Annotated in this window: 21 protein-coding genes and 1 riboswitch; of the genes, 10 read left to right on the forward strand and 11 right to left on the reverse strand. The window is 59.7% G+C overall.

Annotated elements, in window-relative coordinates:
* The first annotated feature begins 62 nt into the window (after window positions 1-62).
* Complete coding sequence (locus AC2FLU_RS06355) at window positions 63-1502, forward strand: Do family serine endopeptidase (protein ID WP_480493563.1); 1440 nt, start codon at window positions 63-65, stop codon at window positions 1500-1502.
* A 218-nt stretch (window positions 1503-1720) separates the two neighbouring features.
* Here the strand turns inward: AC2FLU_RS06355 and AC2FLU_RS06360 are convergent, their stop codons facing one another.
* From AC2FLU_RS06360 to AC2FLU_RS06380, 5 genes are all read right to left on the reverse strand, one after another.
* Window positions 1721-2389 carry a Crp/Fnr family transcriptional regulator gene (locus AC2FLU_RS06360; protein ID WP_480476488.1) on the reverse strand — a complete coding sequence of 223 codons (669 nt, stop codon included), beginning with the start codon at window positions 2387-2389 and terminating at the stop codon, window positions 1721-1723.
* Between the two features lie 113 nt (window positions 2390-2502).
* On the reverse strand, window positions 2503-3108 hold the full coding sequence (locus AC2FLU_RS06365; RefSeq protein WP_480476490.1) for an inner membrane-spanning protein YciB: 606 nt from the start codon (window positions 3106-3108) through the stop codon (window positions 2503-2505).
* Between the two features lie 16 nt (window positions 3109-3124).
* Complete coding sequence (locus AC2FLU_RS06370; protein WP_496808614.1) at window positions 3125-4027, reverse strand: EamA family transporter; 903 nt, start codon at window positions 4025-4027, stop codon at window positions 3125-3127.
* A gap of 88 nt (window positions 4028-4115) precedes the next feature.
* Window positions 4116-5258, reverse strand: coding sequence for a signal recognition particle-docking protein FtsY (gene ftsY / locus AC2FLU_RS06375; protein ID WP_480554670.1), 1143 nt, complete (start codon window positions 5256-5258; stop codon window positions 4116-4118).
* A gap of 58 nt (window positions 5259-5316) precedes the next feature.
* Window positions 5317-5955, reverse strand: a complete 639-nt coding sequence (locus AC2FLU_RS06380) for a lysoplasmalogenase family protein (RefSeq protein WP_480516598.1) — start codon at window positions 5953-5955, stop codon at window positions 5317-5319.
* A gap of 155 nt (window positions 5956-6110) precedes the next feature.
* Here AC2FLU_RS06380 and AC2FLU_RS06385 point away from each other — a divergent pair, with 155 nt between their 5' ends.
* On the forward strand, window positions 6111-6491 hold the full coding sequence (locus AC2FLU_RS06385) for a hypothetical protein (protein ID WP_480622395.1): 381 nt from the start codon (window positions 6111-6113) through the stop codon (window positions 6489-6491).
* Here the strand turns inward: AC2FLU_RS06385 and AC2FLU_RS06390 are convergent, their stop codons facing one another.
* Entirely contained in the window at window positions 6492-7133 is a 642-nt protein-coding gene (locus AC2FLU_RS06390; protein ID WP_496808613.1) for a glutathione S-transferase family protein, read from the reverse strand.
* 3 nt (window positions 7134-7136) lie between these two features.
* A complete protein-coding gene (xseA, locus tag AC2FLU_RS06395; protein WP_480899612.1) occupies window positions 7137-8621 on the reverse strand; it encodes an exodeoxyribonuclease VII large subunit in 1485 nt (494 codons plus the stop codon).
* 76 nt (window positions 8622-8697) lie between these two features.
* On the opposite strand from xseA, the gene purD reads away from it, so the two are divergent.
* Window positions 8698-9966, forward strand: coding sequence for a phosphoribosylamine--glycine ligase (purD, locus tag AC2FLU_RS06400; RefSeq protein ID WP_496808611.1), 1269 nt, complete (start codon window positions 8698-8700; stop codon window positions 9964-9966).
* Between the two features lie 134 nt (window positions 9967-10100).
* On the opposite strand, the gene AC2FLU_RS06405 is transcribed toward purD, so the two are convergent.
* Together AC2FLU_RS06405 and AC2FLU_RS06410 are read right to left on the reverse strand one after the other, a co-directional pair.
* The gene (locus tag AC2FLU_RS06405) at window positions 10101-10844 is read right to left on the reverse strand and encodes an FG-GAP repeat domain-containing protein (RefSeq protein ID WP_496808610.1); all 744 of its coding nucleotides are present in this window, start codon (window positions 10842-10844) and stop codon (window positions 10101-10103) included.
* Window positions 10844-11167, reverse strand: coding sequence for a 2Fe-2S iron-sulfur cluster-binding protein (locus AC2FLU_RS06410; RefSeq protein ID WP_209504265.1), 324 nt, complete (start codon window positions 11165-11167; stop codon window positions 10844-10846). The genes AC2FLU_RS06405 and AC2FLU_RS06410 overlap by 1 nt, the downstream gene beginning before the upstream one ends.
* Window positions 11168-11294: 127 nt before the next feature.
* On the opposite strand from AC2FLU_RS06410, the gene AC2FLU_RS06415 reads away from it, so the two are divergent.
* Window positions 11295-11666: an OB-fold nucleic acid binding domain-containing protein gene (locus AC2FLU_RS06415; protein WP_480476508.1), complete on the forward strand. Its 372-nt coding sequence runs from the start codon at window positions 11295-11297 to the stop codon at window positions 11664-11666.
* Window positions 11667-11906: 240 nt separating this feature from the next.
* Window positions 11907-12404: a hypothetical protein gene (locus AC2FLU_RS06420; protein ID WP_496808609.1), complete on the forward strand. Its 498-nt coding sequence runs from the start codon at window positions 11907-11909 to the stop codon at window positions 12402-12404.
* A gap of 148 nt (window positions 12405-12552) precedes the next feature.
* Here AC2FLU_RS06420 and AC2FLU_RS06425 read toward each other — a convergent pair whose 3' ends face one another.
* Together AC2FLU_RS06425 and AC2FLU_RS06430 are read right to left on the reverse strand one after the other, a co-directional pair.
* The gene (locus AC2FLU_RS06425) at window positions 12553-13509 is read right to left on the reverse strand and encodes a calcium/sodium antiporter (protein ID WP_480554677.1); all 957 of its coding nucleotides are present in this window, start codon (window positions 13507-13509) and stop codon (window positions 12553-12555) included.
* 133 nt (window positions 13510-13642) lie between these two features.
* Window positions 13643-14341 carry a glutathione S-transferase N-terminal domain-containing protein gene (locus AC2FLU_RS06430; protein ID WP_496714532.1) on the reverse strand — a complete coding sequence of 233 codons (699 nt, stop codon included), beginning with the start codon at window positions 14339-14341 and terminating at the stop codon, window positions 13643-13645.
* A gap of 123 nt (window positions 14342-14464) precedes the next feature.
* Window positions 14465-14542, forward strand: a riboswitch (SAM riboswitch).
* Window positions 14543-14603: 61 nt separating this feature from the next.
* Between AC2FLU_RS06430 and metZ the strand changes: the two genes are divergently transcribed.
* From metZ to AC2FLU_RS06455, 5 genes are all read left to right on the forward strand, one after another.
* Complete coding sequence (gene metZ, locus AC2FLU_RS06435; RefSeq protein ID WP_496808608.1) at window positions 14604-15794, forward strand: O-succinylhomoserine sulfhydrylase; 1191 nt, start codon at window positions 14604-14606, stop codon at window positions 15792-15794.
* A 247-nt stretch (window positions 15795-16041) separates the two neighbouring features.
* Complete coding sequence (gene folE2, locus AC2FLU_RS06440) at window positions 16042-17145, forward strand: GTP cyclohydrolase FolE2 (RefSeq protein ID WP_496808607.1); 1104 nt, start codon at window positions 16042-16044, stop codon at window positions 17143-17145.
* A gap of 283 nt (window positions 17146-17428) precedes the next feature.
* On the forward strand, window positions 17429-18067 hold the full coding sequence (locus AC2FLU_RS06445; protein WP_480493441.1) for a hypothetical protein: 639 nt from the start codon (window positions 17429-17431) through the stop codon (window positions 18065-18067).
* A gap of 59 nt (window positions 18068-18126) precedes the next feature.
* Window positions 18127-19575, forward strand: a complete 1449-nt coding sequence (locus AC2FLU_RS06450) for a TrkH family potassium uptake protein (RefSeq protein ID WP_480476522.1) — start codon at window positions 18127-18129, stop codon at window positions 19573-19575.
* Window positions 19575-21149 carry a 5-guanidino-2-oxopentanoate decarboxylase gene (locus AC2FLU_RS06455; protein ID WP_480919427.1) on the forward strand — a complete coding sequence of 525 codons (1575 nt, stop codon included), beginning with the start codon at window positions 19575-19577 and terminating at the stop codon, window positions 21147-21149. The genes AC2FLU_RS06450 and AC2FLU_RS06455 overlap by 1 nt, the downstream gene beginning before the upstream one ends.
* The last annotated feature ends 6 nt before the right edge of the window (window positions 21150-21155 follow it).

The raw sequence follows: 21155 nt of genomic DNA on the forward strand, positions 1-21155 counted from the left end.
GAGCTCAAGTGCAGGCGAAAGCGAGCAGTTTATCCGTCCGATGGGACGACGTGAGTGTTTGGATGCGGCTAATGTGGCTGGCCTTTGCCGGTACACTGCTTGTGCTGGCGCAGTCGGTTTCCGCTCAGGCCAGAAGCGAAAGCCTTGCGCCCTTGGCGGAAAAGATCAGCCCGGCCGTGGTGAACATCACCACAAGCACCCTGATCGAAGGTCAGACAGGTCCGCAGGGCATCGTGCCCGAGGGGTCTCCGTTCGAGGATTTCTTTCGCGAGTTTCAGGATCGCAACGGCGGCAATGACAACGGCCCGCCCCGACGCAGCAACGCCCTTGGGTCGGGTTTTGTGATCTCAGAGGATGGCTTTATTGTCACCAACAATCACGTCATTGCGGAAGCTGATGAAATCCTCATAGAATTCTTCCCCGGCGACGGGCAGCCCAAAAAAGAACTGGTGGCCAAGGTCATCGGAACCGATGAGAAAACCGATATCGCGCTGCTCAAGGTCGAAGCGTCCGGCCCCTTGAAATACGTGCAATTCGGCGACAGCGACGTGGCGCGTGTGGGTGATTGGGTTATTGCCATGGGCAACCCGCTTGGTCAGGGCTTTTCTGTATCCGCTGGTATCGTATCCGCCCGCAACCGGGCGCTCAGCGGATCTTATGACGACTACATCCAGACGGATGCGGCGATCAACCGGGGCAACTCGGGCGGTCCGTTGTTCAACATGGACGGCGAAGTGATCGGCGTGAACACCGCCATCCTGTCGCCCAACGGTGGCTCGATCGGCATCGGCTTTTCGATGGCGTCGAACGTGGTAGTGAAGGTTGTCGATCAGCTGCGCGAGTTTGGTGAAACCCGGCGCGGCTGGCTGGGTGTCCGCATTCAGGACGTGACCGAGGACATGGCCGAGGCCATGGGGCTGGAAAAGCCCGGTGGCGCGCTGATCAGCGATGTTCCGGAAGGCCCCGCCCAGGAGGCCGGTCTGAAAGCAGGCGACGTGATCATCAGCTTTGACGGTGTCGAGGTCGAAGACACCCGTGGTCTGGTCCGTCAGGTTGGCGAAACAGAAGTCGGCAAAGCTGTCCGGGTCATTGTGCATCGCGATGGCGGCACGCAGACAATTCTGGTCACGCTGGGACGCCGCGAAGACGCAGAAAGCAAAGAAGATGACGAAGAAGAAACGCAAGATGCTCCGGTCGAAGAAAACGCCGATATTCTCGGGCTGACCATCTCCCCGCTCACAGATACGCTGCGCGCGGATATGGGATTGGATGCAGATGCCGAAGGTCTGGTGATTTCGAATGTCGACGAAGCGTCTGAAGCCTACGCGAAAGGGTTGCGCGCGGGTGACCTGATTACCGAAGCGGGTCAGCAAAAGGTGGAAACCATCGCGGATCTGGAGGCCCGAATGGACCAATCGCGAGAGGCTGGGCGGAAATCCCTGCTGCTTTTGGTTCGCAGGGGGGGCGAGCCGCGATTTGTGGCGCTAAGCCTGGAAGAGTGATTAGAAAAGGCCGGGACAAGCGCCTGGCCTTTTTCATTGCCTGAACACCTGAAGAGGCATGCAGAAAGAAAATGAGCCATACGCGGTAATTGCGTATGGCTCAGATACAGGGAGAGATCAGTGGACAGATATCGGGGATGATTCTCTGACCTCCTACGGTAACAACTTCACCTTAGGTCAACGCCGACCTCTTCGTATGTGAACCAGATCACACTGGGTCAGATAAGTTCGGAATCGGCCAGTTCCCGCAAAGCGTCGAAATCCTGAATCAGCAATCCGCCGCGCGAGGATTCGACAATATTGTCGCGTTTCCAGATCGAGATCGTCTTGGAAACGGCCTCGCGTGTGGCCCCGACGAATTCGGCCAGTTCGCTCTGCGACAGGGTGATGCGCTGCGTTGGGTCGTCCTGCAATTCCGACAGATGCAACAGCTTTCGGGCCAATCGAATGGGCATGGGCAAAAAGACCTGCTCGTTCAGCTGCAACCCCATCCATCGCATACGCACCCCGGCCAACCGGATCAGATCCACGGCAAGATCAGGCTGTTTTCTGATCTGGTTCATGACGTCATTGCGACGTACGCGCAAAACGCGCGATGGCTCGGCCGCCGCAATAGTCGCCGTGCGCGGGCCGTTGTCAAACAGTGCAATTTCGCCAAAGACTTCGCCAGGGCGCATCAGGGTCAGCGTCAGCTTTCGCCCGCTCATCGCCAGAAAGGACACTTCAAGCGTGCCTTCCAGAATGGCGTAGAGCGAATCGCCTTCATCGCCCTGTTCGAATAGGGTTTCGCCTTGAGCCAGCGAGATGTCGGTCGCCTGCGCCGAAAGCATCTCTCTAAGCCCGTCGGAGGCCTCCGAAAGGAAGCCGCTGGTGGGAAAGGCCGTCATGTATACACCGATCTTGGGTAAGGTGTGAGTGTGGGTGGTGGCACAACTTCCCATAGCTCGGCGGCTAAGCCAAGAATTTTGTTTGTTTTGCAGGTATTGCGACGTCAGGACAGCTATTTCTGTTCCGGGTCGTCCATATAGCGTTGCAGGATGCTGAATTGCAGCATCAGGAAGGCCATCAGCGCGATGGGAAATCCGAAGGTTTCGATTTTGACCCAAAGGTCGGTCGACATGGTGCGCCAGACAAACTCGTTTGCGGCGGCCAGAACGGCGAAACAGGCGCAAAGGCGGCGCGTCAGAATCATCCACCCTTCGTGCTTCATCGGCAGCAATTCATCCAGTACGTAGGCCAGATAAGATTTCTTTTGCAGCAACCCGATGCCAAGGATCAGGGCGAACAGGCCATAGACAAGCGTGGTTTTCATCTTGAAAAACCGCTCGTCATTGAACCATGCGGTCAGGCCACCAAAGAAAATGACCATGAAGGCCGTGAAAATCTGCATCCGGCTAAGCTGGCCGGTCAGATACCACAGGATACCCATTGCCCCCAGCATCAAAGGGACGAAGATAATCGTGGCGATGATAAAGCCGGAATACTCGGTGCCACCGATCAGAAAGCTGTCATCACGCAAGCGCAGGTAGATGAAGAAGAAGGCCAGCGGCGGGCCAAGCTCCAGCACCTGTTTCAGAAATGGGTTGATATCTTTTTTGCCTGTCATCGGTATGTCCTGCTGCTTACCCGCCCATTTCAACTATTACGGCGCCGAGTGCAATCAATGCCATCAATGCAATGCGTCTTGGGCCAACGGTCTCCTTCAGGACAAGCCAGCCGATCAGCGCCGCAAAGACGGTTGAGGTTTCGCGCAGCACGGCGGCTTCGCCGACTTTGTCCAGCCGTGTGGCCAGCATGATCGACCCAAAGGACAAAGGCGCGATGATGCCGCCGGCCAGACCCCGCAGCATCAGCGGGCCGGGTGCAGGGCGATGTGTCATCGCGCGCCATCTGAGGAAGGCGTAGACCGGCATCGCCGCGCCGTCGATCATGAAGAACCAGGCCAGAAATGTGAACGGGTCGGCGGTGGCGCGTATGCCATAGGCGTCATAGGTGGTGTAAAGCGCCACAAACAGGCCCGTGATGATCGCCAGTGTCAACGCGATGCCCAGCGTATCCCTGTTGGTTTCCAGGAACCTGAAGTTGTAGGCGGCCAACCCAAATATTCCGGCCAGCAGGGTGGCCACGCCCAGCCACTGAACGGCCGAGAATGTTTCACCGAACAGAAGATAGGCACCAATGACCGTAAACAGCGGGCCTGTCCCGCGCACGACGGGATAGACGACCGTGTAGGACCCCTTGGTGTACGCCGCGGCCTGCAGCGTCTTGTAGGCAATGTGGATCAGCCAGACGAGGGCGAAGATCTGCCACATATGAGGTTCAGGCCAAGGCACCACGAAAAAGGCAAACGGGGCGGCCATCAGGCCATAGCTGGCGTCAATGGCGCCGCGGGACAGCCATGGATCATGGCGGCCTTTCTGTAGCGCCCCGAACGCGGCGTGCAGGAAGGCGGCCATCAACGCCAGTGCCAGCGCCAGTTGGTGACCCGCTTCGGTGCCTTCAAGTGAGATCAGCCAGTCGCTCAATTACGCAAACCTTTTGCAGGGCGGAGAGGGGTGGGGGCTGTCTGCCCCCACACCCCCGAGGATATTTTAGGCCAGAGGAAGAGGCGGATCAGCCCTTGTCGAGCCCGGTCAGGGCGGCGGCGAATTCTTCGGGGTCGAAGGGGGCAAGGTCATCAATCTGCTCTCCCACCCCGATTGCATGGATCGGCAGGCCGAACTTGTCGGCCAGAGCGACCAGCACGCCGCCCTTGGCGGTTCCGTCCAGCTTGGTCATGATCAGGCCCGAGACATCGGCCAGCTTGCGAAAGGTTTCCACCTGGCTCAGCGCGTTCTGGCCTGTGGTGGCATCGAGGACCAGCAAGGTGTTGTGCGGCGCGGTCTCGTCAACCTTGCGGATGACGCGGACGATCTTGGCCAGCTCCTCCATCAGATCCGTGCGGTTTTGCAGGCGTCCGGCGGTGTCGATCATCAGCAGGTCCGCGCCTTCGGCCTGTGCCCGGGTCAGCGCGTCAAAGGCGAGGCTGGCGGGATCCGAGCCCTCGGGCGCGGTCAGAACCGGAACCCCGGCGCGGTCGCCCCAGACTTGCAGCTGTTCGACGGCCGCAGCACGAAAGGTATCACCGGCGGCGATGACGACTTTTTTTCCAGCCTGCTTGAACTGGCTGGCCAGTTTGCCGATGGTCGTGGTCTTGCCCGAGCCGTTGACACCGACGACCAGCACCACTTGCGGGCGTTTGGGGTAAATCGGCAGTGGCTTGGCCACGGGCTCCATCACACGGGACACTTCCTGCGCCAAAAGCTGTTTGATTTCCCGGGTCGAGAGTTTGCGCCCAAAGCGCCCCTCGGCCATGTTCGAGGTGACACGGAGGGCGGTGTCGACGCCCATGTCAGAAGCGATCAGCAGCTCTTCGAGCTGCTCGAGCATGTCGTCATCCAGCGTGCGGCGCATTTCAGTGGCGTCGCCGCCGCGGCTGAACAGGCGGTTCAGGATGCCTTTGGATTCGGGAATTTCCGGAGGTGGGGCAATGGGCTTGGGGTCTGCCGGCGCGGGGGCAGGTTGTTCAGACGGTTCCTGCGCCGGTTCAGGGGCCGGAATTTCCGGGACCGGTTGCGGCTCGGGCTCTGGTTCGGGGAGGACTGGGTCGGGTGCGGCGATTTCCTCGCCACCATCCTCGACGATGGCGTCCAGCCCCTGTTCGAGGCGGGATGAGGATTTGAACAGCTTGTCCTTTAGCTTTGAGAAAAACGCCATATTTGGTCTCCGCAGGTGTTCCTTTCACCTAATGCGGATTTGCGGCAGTTGCAAAGGGTCACGCAAAAGCGAAGACGAACCCAAATTGCGCGCCCCAGTAGAGCGGCCAGATCAGATAGGGAGTCAGCTTGTGGGCGGGATGGTTCGCAGGCAGCAGGAACTTTTCCGTTGCAAGGATCAGGTCGGACGCGATGAAGGCGATTGCAGCCGGAAACGCCCATCGCAGGGCACCTGTCTGGGGCAGCGCCAGCACGGTGATCCCCATGCCAAGGATGATCGGTATATAGGCCAGAACAGGGCCTTTGAGATCTCCGGCCCGAGAGGCAAGCAAGGTGGCCATGACAATGCCCAGAATGATCAGAGACCACACGATCGCGGGGGCGTCCCAGATCAGGCTGGCGGAACTTGCGGGATGCGAAAGAAACAAGGCGATATAGGCCAGATGCCCGGCGGCAAAAGCGGCAATACCAGCCATGAACGTGGCATCCGTTTCACGCGACAACAGCGCGTCCCCGGTCGCGCACAGTGCAAGCGCAACGGCCAGCATCCATGGGCCGCCCTGCAGAACCGCAATGACTGCCAACACGGCGACCGAGGTGGTTTTCAGCACAGTGCGCAAGGAACTGGCTGGTCGGACCGTCAGGGGCAGGTATCCCAATGCGCAGCCAAGGGCGATCCAGAAGAGAAGGGTTGTCATGTCACCTCACCGCGGTTTTCGAATACCATCATCCCGAGTGGGGCAAATAATCAAGCGCTTACGTGGAGTTAAGCGTGTTTCGCCAACCCTCGGCCAAAGGGTGAATGGCGTCTCCGGATCGCATCTGACACAATGGGCGTATGTTCCGAGCGCTGATGATTCTCGCCTGTTTTGCCGCACCGCCCGCTGTGGCCCAGGCCCCTTTGTCCGGCCCCGAATTCGACACCTATACGCGGGGCAAGACCCTGTTTTACGGGTTCGAAGGGCAGGTTTACGGGGTCGAACGCTATTTGCCCAACCGCCGGGTGATCTGGTCTTTTCTGGATGGCGATTGCAAGGAAGGTGTCTGGTATCAGCAGGATGAGCAGATTTGTTTCATCTACGAAGACCGGTTTGATCCGCAATGCTGGGTTTTTACGCGATCCGGCGGTGGCCTCGTCGCGCAGTTTGAAGGCGACCCGCAGGCGACCGAACTGTACGAGGCGGAAGATATCGGCGAAGAAATGGTGTGTTATGGCCCCGACGTCGGTGTCTGACTAGATCACCCGAAGCTCATCATAGCTGAGCATGACATGCTCCTGATATGCAGGTCTTTCTGTCAGCTTTTCGTAATAGCGCCGCAGGTTGGGCAGGACCCTGCGGGATATGGCGATGTCGTAATAGCGATAAAGGATATGTCCCAGCTGAATATCGGCCAGCGTCAGATCGGGCCCGCACAGGTAGGTGTTTTCTGACAGCCGGGTATCGGCAAGTGCCAGTTTGCTATCCAGCGCGGCAACGGCCTGCTCAATCGCGTTTTGGTCTTGCTGCGCCGGGGCGGTCCGGACAACCTGCCAGAACACGGGCACCGTGAAATCCATCGCAACGTTGATCTTGGCCCATTCCGCCCATTTGTCGACTTCGGCCCGTTGAACCGGGTCGCGTGGCCAGAACGCATTCCCGCCATAGGCATTCGCCAGATAGCGCAGGATTGCGCCGGTTTCCCACAGCGGTGGGTGATTGTCATCCTGTAGTACTGGGATGGTGCCGTTCGGGTTCAGCTTGCGAAAGGCATCGGTGTCCAGCCCGCCGAACCTGTGCCCTGCATCGTGGCGGTGAAAGCGCAGATCCAGCTCTCCGACGCACCACATCAGGGCCTGAACATTCGATGACGTTTTGCGGCCCCAGATTGTCAGCATGGCTTAGAATAACGATCCCTGATCTGGTGCATCCGGTTTGGATTTCCGGTTGGTCTGCTTTGCGGCTGTCCCGGTGCCAAGAATGCCATCGGCGAACTCGATGTCCAGCACCGTGTGTTTTGCGGCCTCGGCCTTGGTCGTGATGACATTCCCATCTGCGCGGACCACAGCATATCCGCGTTCCAGCGTCGCCTTGTAGCTGAGCGTTTCGCGCAGGCGGTCGGTGGCCTCCAACTGATGTTTCAGACGATCCAGCCGCGTGGTCTGCGCCGCGTTCATCCGGTCACCAAGCCGGGCAAGGTTTTGCGCGTGCTGGCCGATCTCGCGTTGAATCGGGCGCAGGGACAGGCGCGACGACAGGTTGCGCAGTGATTCCTGCCGGGCCGAGACCAGACCGCGCAGAGTTGACGGGCGCAGATGGGCTGACAGTTCCACCACTTGCAGGCGGCGGTTTTGCACTCCTCGCGTCAAAGCCGGGGTCAGGCGATCCGCAATCAAATCAAGGCGTTGCCGGGGGGAGTTCAACAGGCTGTCTGGGCGCGGCAGGGCGCGGGACAAATCGCGCAGCCTTTGCGAACGGCGCTGCACCGTGTCCGTTGCCGCGCGCGACAAGCGGGCGCCTTGCTCGCCGGTCCAGGCCAGCAGTTCGATGCGGACCGGCACGGCCAGCTCTGCCGCAGCTGTGGGTGTAGGCGCGCGGCGGTCCGAGACGAAATCGATCAGGGTCGTGTCGGTTTCATGCCCAACGGCCGAAATCAGCGGTATGTCCGATGCGGCGGCGGCGCGCGCGACACTCTCTTCGTTGAAGCCCCAAAGATCTTCGATCGACCCACCGCCACGGGCCACGATGATCAGGTCAGGACGGGGCAGTGCGCCGCCGGGTGTCAACTGGTTGAACCCTTCGATGGCGCGGGAAACCTCGGGGGCGCAGTTTGCGCCCTGCACGGCCACGGGCCAGATCAGCACCTTTCGCGGGAACCTGTCCCGAAGCCGGTGCAGAATGTCACGGATCACCGCGCCCGAAGGCGATGTCACGACGCCGATGATCTGCGGCAGATACGGCAGGGGCTTCTTGCGCTCGGGCGCAAACAGACCTTCGGCCTCAAGCTGTTTCTTGCGCTTTTCCAGCAAGGCCATAAGCGCGCCCTGACCGGCAACGGCAACTTCATCGACATTCAGGTTGTATTTGGACTGTGCGCCAAAAGCGGTCAGGCGACCGGTGACGACAACCTCCAGCCCTTCCTCTGGCACGACCGAGAGGCTGGAAACCTGACCTTTCCATGTCGTGCAGGCCAAAACGTTACGGTCGTCCTTGATGTCGTAGTACAGGTGCCCGGACCGGGCCTTGAACACGCGCCCGACTTCGCCGCGCACGCGGATTCGCCCGAACGCGCCTTCCAGCGTGCGCTTCACCTCGCCCGATACCTCGGAAACCGTGTATTCAGGGGTGTTTTGGCCCGGAATCGGGTCATCAAGCAGGTCGGACATTTCAGCGCCTTGTTTCAATTGCTCACCCAGCTTAGAACGCCGCGCAGGCGAGGCCAAGCAGATCGGAGACGACCCCATGAACATCCTTATTCTCGGCAGCGGCGGGCGCGAACACAGCCTGGCCTGGGCAGTGATGCAAAACCCAAAATGCGACCGTCTGATCGTGGCGCCGGGCAATGCCGGGATCGCTCAGATCGCGGATTGTGCCGCTCTGGATATCGAAAACGGCGGGGCCGTCGTCAGCTTTGCCGAGGAAAACGCGATTGATTTCGTGATTGTCGGCCCCGAGGCCCCCTTGGCAGCAGGAGTGGCGGATCGCCTGCGCGAAGCCGGGGTGCTGGTTTTCGGACCGTCTGCCGAAGCGGCCCGGCTGGAAGCCTCGAAAAGCTTTACCAAGGAAATCTGCGACGCGGCACACGCGCCCACCGCCGCTTATGCGCGGTTCACCGCGCCCGAGCCCGCCAAGGCCTATATCCGCGAACAGGGCGCGCCCATCGTGGTTAAGGCCGATGGTCTGGCCGCCGGCAAGGGCGTGATCGTGGCCATGGACGAAGACACGGCGCTTGACGCCATTGACGACATGTTCGGAGGTGCCTTTGGTGGCGCGGGGGCCGAGGTCGTGATCGAAGAGTTTATGGACGGCGAAGAAGCGTCTTTGTTTGTTCTGTGCGATGGCCAAGACATCCTGTCCATCGGCACGGCACAAGACCACAAGCGGGTGGGCGAAGGGGATACCGGCCTGAACACCGGGGGGATGGGTGCCTATTCTCCGGCGCCGGTTCTGAGTGTGGAAGTTGAAGCGCGCGCGATGGAAGAAATCGTGCGCCCCACCATTGCCGAAATGAAGCGCCGGGGCACACCGTTTCAGGGAATTCTCTATGCGGGGCTGATGATCAAGGACGGCCAGCCGCGCCTTGTGGAATACAACGTCCGTTTTGGGGACCCGGAATGTCAGGTCCTGATGATGCGTCTGGGCGCGCAGGCGATGGACCTGTTGCATGCCACCGCCGAAGGGCGGCTGGGCGAGATGCGGGTCAACTGGGCTGATGATCACGCGATGACGGTCGTGATGGCGGCCAAAGGTTATCCGGGAACCTACGAGAAGGGCACGGTCATCAAAGGATTGGACGGCATGCCCGAGGACAGCAGCAATATGGTGTTTCATGCCGGCACTAGCGAGGCTGCGGGGCAGGTGCAGGCTGTCGGCGGGCGCGTTCTGAACGTGACCGCGCGCGGAAAAACGCTGCAAGAGGCGCGCGACCGGGCGTATCAGATGGTTGATGCCGTGGATTGGCCCGAAGGGTTCTATCGTAGCGATATCGGCTGGCGCGCTTTGGAGGGATGATCGGGCATGGGGCTTTGCCCCCTCGGCCTTGCGGCCTCCCGACGCTGCGCGCGTTCGCGGTCGAAATCGTCCACTGGACGATTTCCTTTCAACCGCTCACCCCCAGGATATTTTTGGCCAGATGAAGAAGCGGATCAGCACTTCAGGGCTGATGTGAGACTGTCGCGGTGTTTGAGCGGGCCCAGGTCCGTCAGATGCCAGCCATCCTGATAGGAAACACGGATGATCTGCGACCAGTCGGCGCTTGCGAGGATCATCTCAGGGGGTTCACCACAGCTCCTCAGGCCGCCGGAAATGAAATCCTTACCGATCTTGTGGTTGGTCAGGCCGGGCAGAGCGGCGATTTCGGTCAGGCCGCCATCTTTGAAGCGCCAGATGCGCAGGGTTTTGGCCAGGTGGGGGCGGTCGATATAGGCGATTTCGATATTGCCGTCACCGTCCAGATCAGCAGCACCGACCGGGGCGAGCCAGCGGAAACGTGCGCCGATATGAGGTGTGGCCGCGATTTTTTCGCCAGCGGCGTTGTAGATCGCAAGCTGAGCGCCTGTTGTGTCCTGCGTTTCAACGACAATTGCTTCAACCGCGCCGTCCCTGTCGATGTCTGCCAGACGCGGCGCGAGGTCTTCGAATACACGGTCCTGTGGCAGGCGAACCGTTACGACTGTGTCATTGACCACAAGTTCCAGCGCGCCGTATTCGATGTTGTCGCCCAAAACACCATGCGCGTATCGCGTGGTTGGTTCCGTGAAGCGAGCGTCGGTGATGGTGTCCGCCGGGACTGCGATTGGCAGCGCGCACCACATGCCAAAAGGGAGCAAAGCGCTGCGCACCCGACATTGCCACAGGCGGGCGGGTTGACGCGGCGCTTTGGACAGCATCAGATCTGCTTTTCGGGCATCTGGACAATCAGACCGTCCAGCGCGTCGGTCACCTTGATCTGGCAGGTCAGGCGCGAGCGGGCCGGGTCGGGCTCATAGGCGAAATCCAGCATATCCTCTTCCATGTCGTCCTTGGCCGGGATCTTCTCGACCCAGTCGGGGTGGACATAGACATGGCAGGTCGAGCAGGCGCAGGCACCGCCGCAATCGGCCTCGATGCCGGGAATATTGTTGTCTCGGGCCCCTTCCATGACAGTCAGTCCGTTGGCGACCTCGACAGTGTGCTCGGTACCGCCATGCTCGACATAGGTGATCTTTGCCATTGCGTGCGTCTTCCTTTTGCGATGTTCGAAACCTTCCTTAGTGAAGGGAGTTAGGTGTTTCCAGCCTCATTTGCGACTCCTTGCGCCGTGTCTGGACTTTCCTGTATTTTGTTCTATTTTTGTTCTTATGTTTACTGCCCCTTTTCACCGCGCGATTTCAAACCGGGACTGGCCGCGACCGCCGTCCTGTCTGCCCTCCGCCCAGCTGGAGGCCCCGCCCGAAGGGGCGCGTGTGGCCGTGGCCGGGCTGGTGATCCTGCGGCAGCGGCCGGGGACAGCCAAAGGCGTGATCTTTCTGACGCTTGAGGATGAGACCGGGATCGTCAACGTGGTGGTCTGGCGCAAAATCTACGAACGCTTCCGCCGTGCGGTGATCTCGGGGCGGTTGCTGAAGGTGACGGGCCGGATGCAGCGGGCGCATTCGGTGACCCATGTGATCGCGGAAGAGATCGAGGATATCTCGGGCATGCTGGACCTGCTGGTGCAGGGGCAGGGTTAGGCCTGCTGTGCGGATCAATCCGAAATTGTCCGTCGCAGTGCCGCAAACCCGCGCCTGGAGAGCGGGCGATATGTTTTCTTTGTCCCAAATGCGCGACTAAGGCGCTTTTCCGCCACTTGAACGCGGGATGGTCGACTCTTTGGCACCGGGCGCGTAGTGACACGCATCTTTGCGCATCGGCTTGTGTCAAAGCTCGGGCCGGATTGCGCATCACTCAACGTCTTTTCAGAGTCAGTTCGGATGCCCAACGCAACACATCAAGGATCGCTCGAAAATACCGTCTCTCTGGACGAAAGCCGGATTTCCGACCGTCTGGCTGAGCTCTCGGAACTCACGCGTTCAGCGGGATATGTTCATACCGCCCGAATGATCGATGAGGCGCTAAGCGCTTATTCCTTTGAACGCAGGCAGGTTGAGACTGCAAAAAGGCTTCGGTCGGAGTTGCAGCAACTCAAGCGGATAGAGGCGTCGCGCTCGGCGGAGAAAGCGGATCGAAAGCCGCATTTGGTCCCGAGCTTTCGGTCCCGGCGGTCGGCAAAACCCGATGGGATGCTTTTCGAAAGGGCAGAGCGTTCTGACGGCGCAGCCCAGAAAGCCGGAGCGAACAAAGGGCAGGCCGCATTTGTCCTGACAACCCGGATGCGTGTTGACGGGCGGAACGTTGCAAGGCTGCGCAATGGGCACTGGACAGGCATATCCATGTCTTTCCCCGCGGAACCTGAATTCCAGTTTCGCTGACAGGTCGCCCCGCGCCAAGGATTCGCTGCCGGGGGTGCTGGTCGTGTTGGTGCGGGGCGGAGTAACCTGGTACGGGGACAAAGCGGGCCATAACTGCACCGCTGTAAAGGTCCGCTTCATTAGACAGCTAGGCTATCCGAGTGAACGCTTATCGAGCCAGAAGCACACCAAGATAGACAACGTAAGCGAGCACAAAGAGCCCGCCCTCGCGCCGACTGATTGACCAGCCGCTTCGGGCAAACCCGATAAGGACAAGCGTTGAGGCACACAGAACCCAGATATCGAGACGAATAATCTCGCCAGGAATGACCATAGGTTGCACCAGAACAGTTACGCCAAGGATACCCAAGATGTTGAAGATGTTACTGCCCAAGACGTTCCCGAGTGCGACATCTCCCTCACCTTTCCGAACTGCGATGATTGAAGTGACGAGTTCCGGCATTGAGGTTCCGATTGCAACAATTGTCAGCCCAATTACCGTCTCCGAAAGCCCCGCTGTCTCAGCGAGAGACACGGCACCTGTCACCAAGAGCTTTGCCCCAAATATGGTGATCGCCAGCCCTGCAACGGTGATCAGTAACGACACGGCAAGTGATGTTACTGGGCCGACTACGGCTTCTGCTTCGTTCTCGTAGACAGCTGCGGCTGGCGTGCCTTCGGACCTATACTCAGACCACAGTGTGAAGCCCAGATAAGCCGCCAAGGTGACGACAAGCCCTGCGCCGATCAGCCGGCTGATTTCGCCGTATAGAACTACGCTTAAACAAAGGAGAGTTACTATCACGACCGCCGTACCGTCCCGGCGGAGTGCTCTCGGGTTCACGGCGATAGGCGCGATGAGTGCTGCGATGCCGAGTATTAGAAGAATGTTCCCAATGTTGCTGCCGACAACATTCCCAATTGAAATGCCTGAAGAACCGGAAAGCGCGGCTTGCAAGCTTGTAACCAGTTCCGGTGTTGACGTTCCGAAGCCAACCAGTGTCAGTCCAATGACCATCGGTGAAATACCGAACGACTTGGCAGCAGAAACCGATCCGCGCACCACCAATTCGCCACCGACCACTAAGCCAACAAGGCCAAAAACGACAAATAATGCCGCGTACATCTTGAGTGGGTCTTTCTGAAGGATTTCCGTCGCTCATGTAATGATTTGCCAAACCTATACAATAGCAAAGGCGGATATTCGCGCATCACGCAGCATACGTAAGATTGACCTCAAAACCGGCCATGGAACAAGCTTACCGCTTGAACAAAACGCTCTGCGCCTGCTTGTCCCGGTGATCCCCTCGCAACTCGGCATAAAGCGCGCGTCCGGCCTGAACGGCTGGGCGGGCGCTGACGGTCTCCAGCCAGCGGGCAAAGTGCGGCTTGTCCTCCAGCACCTGCCGCTGACCTTCCCACAGGCTGGCCCAGCCCCAGATCGACATGTCGGCGATGGAATAGAAATCGCCCGCGACATACTCGTTTTCGGCCAGCCGCCGGTCCAGTACGCCGTAAAGGCGCGCGACCTCGGCGCGGTAGCGGTCCTTGGCATAGGGCAGGTCCTGTGGCGGGTCCAGTTGCGGGGCGTATTTCAGGAAGTGATGCGCCTGACCCGCCATCGGGCCAACGCCTCCCATCTGCCACATCAGCCATTCCTCGACCGCGATCCGGTCGCGCTCGGTCCTGCCATAGAACCGCCCGGTCTTGCGGGCCAGATACATCAGGATCGCGCCGCTCTCGAAAACCGAAATAGGTGCGCCGTCCGGCCCGTCGGGATCGACGATGGCGGGCATCCGGTTGTTGGGCGCGATCTTCAGGAACCCGGGGTCGAACTGGTCACCCTTGCCGATATTGATCAGATGGGTGGTGTAGGGCAGCTCCATCTCTTCCAAGGCGATGGAAACTTTCCAGCCATTCGGTGTCGGCCAGAAATACAGATCAATCGGGTCAGCCATGTGTTCTCCTGATGTTGACGGGGATCATGCGGGTTTCTGCCGGTTCGGCAAGTACCGCTTACGAAAGCGTGACCGAACCGCAGGCCGGGCTTGACCGAGAACCGCCCGAGGCGTATTGCGATCCTGAAGCTACGTGGCGATTTGTTACCGGATTGCGGGCCACGCTAAACAACACCGCTAAAAGGTCAGGATGAAAGACCCCTTTCGCTTGGCCGCGTCTGGGGTTTTTTGTTTGCCTCCACCCGAGGCTGAAAGGATTGAGATGAGCGAGAACTGGAACAAACGCACCCAAGCCGTCCATGGCGGCATCCGTCGCAGCCAGTATAACGAGGTGAGCGAGGCGATTTTTCTGACGCAGGGTTTCGTCTACGAAAACGCTGAACAGGCCGAGGCCCGGTTTCTGGAATGTGGCCCGGACGAGTTCATCTATGCCCGTTACGGCAACCCGACCGTGTCCATGTTCGAACAGCGCATCGCGGCGCTGGAAGGCGGCGAAGATGCGTTTGCGACGGCCTCGGGTATGGCCGCCGTCAACGGCGCGCTGACCTCGATGCTGAAGGCCGGGGACCATGTCGTTTCGGCCAAGGCGCTGTTCGGCTCGTGCCTCTATATCCTTGAAAACATCCTGAGCCGCTATGGCGTGGACGTGACCTTTGTTGACGGCACCGATCTGGAACAGTGGAAGGCGGCGATCCGCCCGGACACCAAGGCCGTTTTCTTTGAATCCATGTCGAACCCCACGCTTGAGGTGATCAATATCGCAGCGGTGGCCGAGCTGGCCCATGCGGTCGGAGCCGTTGTCGTGGTGGACAACGTGTTCTCGACCCCGGTGTTCTCGCGCGCGATCCAGCAGGGTGCGGATGTGGTCGTCTATTCAGCGACCAAGCATATCGATGGGCAGGGCCGTGCGCTGGGCGGTGTGATCATCGGAACCAAGGACTTCATCCGAGGAACAGTTGAACCCTATCTTAAGCATACCGGCGGCGCGCTGAGCCCGTTCAATGCGTGGATCATGCTCAAGGGTCTTGAGACGATGGCGCTGCGGGTCAATGCTCAAGCCGAAAGCGCGCAAAAGATTGCCGAGGCGCTGGAAGGGCACCCGGCGCTGGAACGTACACTTTACCCCGGTCTGAAAACCCATGCCCAGAACGCGCTGGTTCAGACCCAGTTGGGCGGCAAGGGCGGAACCGTGCTGTCGCTGGACATCAAGGGCGGCAAGGATGCGGCGTTTGCCTTCCTGAACGCAATGACCATTCCTGTGATTTCGAACAATCTGGGCGATGCCAAATCCATCGCGACGCACCCGGCGACAACAACGCACCAGCGTCTCAGTGACGTGCAGAAGGACCAGCTGGGCATTACACCAGGTCTGATCCGCTTTTCCGTCGGGCTTGAGGATGCCGGTGACTTGCTGGCCGACCTTCAGCAAGCGTTGGAAGCCTCGCAGAAATAAACCAAAGCCCCCCGCGCGCCCTTTTCGTGCGTGGGGGCTGGCTGCCTGCCCATGCGGCCACTCTGTTTCGGGCGGCAGCCAGGCGCACCACCCGCTGTTCCCGCCTTCAAAAGGCGCTAACTGTTGCGAGATGACGGTTTTGCGCCGGATTTTTCAATCCGGGCTGCTATTGCCGACGTATCGGGTTAGACTGGTATTAGACCATCAGTCATATATAGTCCGACGACCAACCAAGGAACTGCCGCTGATGAACGTTCACCCGCGCGACATTGATGAAAAACCGAATCGGGACAAGGCTGCCGAGGCTTTGAACGTTTTGCGGCAATGGGCAAAGTCCGCCTCGGAAGCCGAGATAAACCAGCTTGACCCGGCTGTGGCCCGGCTGCTGCCCGGTCTGGCGGCGGGCAACTATCCGCCCTTTTCGCGCGCTTACCCCGATGACTTTACTGTCGATGCGGCGTACCGCGCATCCTTGCCGGATTTGCAGAACGGCCCGTCCAGCCTGATCCGTGGGGCCAAACAGCAGATTCAACATGTGGGTATTTCGAACTTCCGCCTGCCGATCCGCTTCCACCGGAAAGAGGGCGAAGACCTGACGCTGGAAACCTCGATCACCGGCACGGTCAGCCTCGAGGCCGAGAAAAAGGGCATCAATATGTCCCGGATAATGCGATCTTTCTACAAACATGCGGAACGGACGTTCAGCTTTGAGGTCATGGAATCCGCTCTGGACGATTACATGTCCGATCTGGACAGCTTCGACGCCCGTATTCAGATGCGCTTTTCCTACCCGGACAGGATCAAAAGCCTGCGCTCGGGCCTTGAAGGGTACCAGTATTACGATATAGCGCTGGAACTGGTCGAACAGAACGGTGTGCGTCTAAAGATCATGCACCTTGACTATGTCTATTCCTCGACCTGCCCATGTTCTTTGGAACTCAGCGAACATGCCCGGTCGATGCGTGGTCAGCTGGCGACGCCGCATTCGCAGCGCTCCGTCGCGCGGATCTCGGTTGTCGTGGACTGTGATGCGGATTGCCTGTGGTTTGAAGACCTGATTGCGCTGTGCCGCCGTGCGGTTCCGACGGAAACGCAGGTCATGGTGAAACGCGAAGATGAACAGGCATTTGCCGAGCTGAACGCAGCCAATCCGATCTTTGTCGAAGATGCCGCGCGCCTGTTCTGCGCCGAGCTTTTGGCAGATCATCACGTTGGCGATTTTCGCGTTGTCGCAAGCCATCAAGAGAGCCTGCACAGCCATGACGCCGTGTCGATTCTGACCGAAGGCCCAACCTTCACCGCGTCCAGCCTGGACCCGAAACTGTTTACGACCCTGTTTCACGTTGGCTGAACGTCTCGGGTAAGTGGCTAGAATTTAATCAGAGATTTATCTGATCGGCGCTCATTCGCCGCAGTGCAGCAAAAATGCTGCAATTGCGTGAAGACTTCCTGTATCCTGACGGGGAATGCAGCTTCGGCACACCGGCGCGCTCAATGGTGTGTCACCCGAAAGGAAGCCGAGACGTGAGACGCCTTGGACTGCAAGACCCCTACCTCCGCCCGGACCCTCCGAGCGGGCAGGGCGCTTTACCCTCACTCTTCGGGCTGCATCGTTTTCAGAGGAGATCTATGGAATGAATCCGATTACCCAACCGCTAGAGCTTCAGGCCGCAGCTATACGCATGGCTGGCTATGCGATCGTCAACCAGATCAAGATCGCACAGATCATGACCCGTTCGGCACTTGAACTGCCGATGGTGCCGGTCCACGCCCTGCACCTGGCAGCATCAGCACCGGTTCCTGCGGTGGAAACACCGGCGGAAAAACCGGTGGCCAATCCCAAACCCGCCGCGACCCGTGCGAAACGCGTACCGGTGAAATCGTCAACGCCCAAGAAAAAGCTGGCCCGCAAACCTGCACCGTCCAAGCCGGCGGCCACACCGGTTGAGTTCTCAGCCAGTCCGCGGCCCACGGCAGCACCCCCGGCGGCAGCCAAACCGACACCAGCGGTTAGTGATGAAATAGCAGTAAAACCTGTTGAATCTACGGTGACACCTGCGACCGCAACCGTGTCGCCCGTAACGCCCAAGCCCGCCCCTGCAAAACCGGCGCCTGTTCAGGCAACGCAGGTTAAGCCGACACCGGCCGATCCTGCCCCGGCTGAGGTGCAGGCGAAATCTGCCCCGGCCACAGAGCCGCGCAAACCGCAGGCGCGAAAAACTCGTGCCCCGTCCAAACCACCCGTGATGCCCGGAGCAGATGCCAAAAACTGACGGGTAAACCGGGATCATCTGCTTGACACGGTCGGGTTGGCACGCCAACCCTGCGCGTCATGATGGATCTTCGCCCGGTCGGATATGTGATTGGCTTGCTGGTCGCCATTCTTGGGGCGACCATGCTGCTGCCTATGCTCGCGGACCTGATCGAGGGGCGCGGGGAATGGCACGTGTTTCTGGAAAGCGCGATTATCACGACGCTGACCGGGTCCGTTCTGGCGATGAGCTGCTCGAACGGTGTGGGCGAAGGGCTGACCATCCGCCAGACCTTCCTGTTGACAACCGGTGTTTGGGCGGCGCTGCCCCTGTTTGGCGCAATTCCGTTTCTGTTCGGTGAAACCGAGCTGCGCTTTGTCGATGCGTATTTCGAGGCGATGTCCGGCCTGACAACAACAGGTTCAACAGTGATTTCCGGGTTGGACACCCTGCCGCAGGGGCTTTTGCTGTGGCGCGGTATCCTGCAATGGCTGGGGGGCATCGGGATCATCGTTGTCGCCATGGTATTCCTGCCCGAGCTGCGCGTTGGTGGCATGCAAATCTTCCGCTCGGAAGGCTTTGAAACAATGGGAAAAATCCTGCCTCGCGCGCAAGAGATCGCGGGTCAGATTTCGCTCATCTATGTCTTCCTGACACTTGTCTGCGCGCTGGTTTACGCCGGTTTGGGAATGAACTTTTTCGACGCCCTGGTACATGCGTTGACAACGCTTTCGACCGGCGGGTTCTCGAATTATGACGCCTCGTTCGGAACCTTCTCGGGGCCCGCCGAATATGCGGCGTCGGTCTTCATGATTTTGGCGGCGCTTCCTTTTGTGCGCTACGTCCAGCTGGCAAACGGCCATACAGCGTCCTTGTGGAAAGACAGTCAAGTTCGCGTGTTTCTGGCGACCATTCTGGTTCTGGTCATCATCATGTCGATTTTCCTGACATCGGTCTTTCCGCATCACTGGGAACAGGCGTTTCGGGAATCTTTGTTCAACATCACCTCGATCATCTCGGGCACCGGCTATGCCAGTGTCGATTACATGGGCTGGGGCAGCTTTCCGATCATGATGTTCTTCCTGATCGGCCTGATTGGCGGCTGCGCGGGATCGACCGCATGTTCGATCAAGATATTCCGCTATCAGCTGCTGTTTGCCTCGATCAAAAGTCAGATCAAACGGATCAGGTCTCCGCATGGCGTGTTCGTGCCGCTCTATGATGGGCGGCCTGTGGGGCAGGGTATTCTGACCTCGGTGATGAGCTTCTTCATGTTCTTTGTCCTATCGATGGGCGTGCTGTCCTGGGCGCTGGCGCTGACCGGTCTGGACTTTATCACAGCCGTTTCCGGGGCAGCGACCGCGCTGGCCAATGTCGGTCCCGGTCTGGGCGATCAGATCGGACCAGCGGGCAATTTCGCAAATCTCAACGACACGGCTAAATGGTTGCTGACAATCGGGATGCTGGTCGGGCGGCTCGAGCTGTTGGCCGTTTACGCGATCTTCACTGTTCAATTCTGGAGAGGCTGATGAAAAGACCCCTTGGCGCGCAGATTTCGCATATGCTCAAGGATCGTGGCGTGGACGTGATTTTTGGTATACCCGGCGTTCACAATCAGGAAATGTATCGCGGCATGGAAGAGGCTGGCATCCAACATGTTCTGGCCCGTCACGAACAGGGGGCGGGGTTTATGGCCGATGGGTATGCCCGCGCAACCGGCAAGCCGGGGGTTGCCTATGTGATCACCGGGCCCGGCCTGTGCAACATCATGACGCCGATCGGGCAGGCCTACAGCGACTCGGTGCCGATGCTGGTGGTGTCGTCCTGCCTTGATGAAACACAGGCGCTGCGCGGCCAGTTGCACCAGATGAAGGACCAGCGCCTTGCGGCCGGAACCGTTGCACACTGGTCGGCACAGGCCAACACGGCCGAGGCCGCCTATGCGCTGGTCGAACGCGCCTTTGAAGAATTCGAGCTGTCGCGCCCGCGCCCCAAGCACATTCAGGTGCCAATCGCGCAGTTGCAGGCCGAGGCTGATCCGGCACCTTTCCCCAACCAGCCTGCGTTGCGCACCAAGGCGTTGCCGCCTGACGTATCGCCGGTTGTCTCGATGCTGAACCTTGCGCGCAGGCCGCTGTTCATTCTTGGGGGCGGTTGCAAGTCCAACGACTGGCGGCAGATTCTGACACAGCTTGGGGCTGCATGCTTTACTACATACGCAGGGCGCGGGCTGCCGGGCGCAAACTATCCGCTGGATTTCGGCGCGTCGCTGCCGCGCCCCGGCAGCGCCGAGGTTATCGCCTCGGCGGATCTGGTCATCGCGGTCGGCGCCGAATTGGGCGAGGTCGATCTGTGGCGCAGCGACCTTGGGCATTCGTCAACGCTGATCCGCGTTGACCTTGATCCCGAAGTCCTGTCGGACCACCATCGCGCCGCGATCAAACTGCAAACCGACAGCGAAAGCTTTGCCCGCGCCTTGTGGCAGGCGACCGAAAACCTGAAACCGGCAACCGGCTGGTCGCCCGACGAAATATCCGAAACCCGCGCCCGGTGGCGGGCCGAGGTGGATGCCGAACGGCCCGGAATTGCAGCAGTGGCCGATGCGCTGCGCGCCGCGATGCCCGCTGATACCATGATCTATTCCGACATGACCCAATTCGCCTATGTCGCGAAAGAGGTGTGGGACATGGCCTATCCGCATCACTGGCACCATCCGACCGGGTTCGGAACGCTGGGCTATGGTCTACCGGCCGGAATTGGCGGCGCGGTGGCGCGGCGCGGCAAACCAACGGCGGTTATCGCCGGGGATTACGGGTTCCACTATACGATGCAGGAACTGGGTGTTGCGGTCGAACTGGGTTTGTCGCTGCCGATCATCCTGTGGGACAATGGCAAACTGAAAGAAATCGAAGACAGCATGGTCCGCAGCCAGATCGCGCCCAATGCAGTGGTGGCGCATAACCCGGACTTCTGCAAGCTGGCCGAAGCTTTTGGCGCGCGCGCCTCAGCCCCTTCATCTCTGGCTGAGATGCAGAGCGCGGTTCGCGCGGCTTTCGATGCACCTGTCCCGACCTTGATCCACGTGACCCCGGACATTCTGTAACAAATA

This window comes from Ruegeria sp. SAZD013 (genome assembly GCF_059612525.1).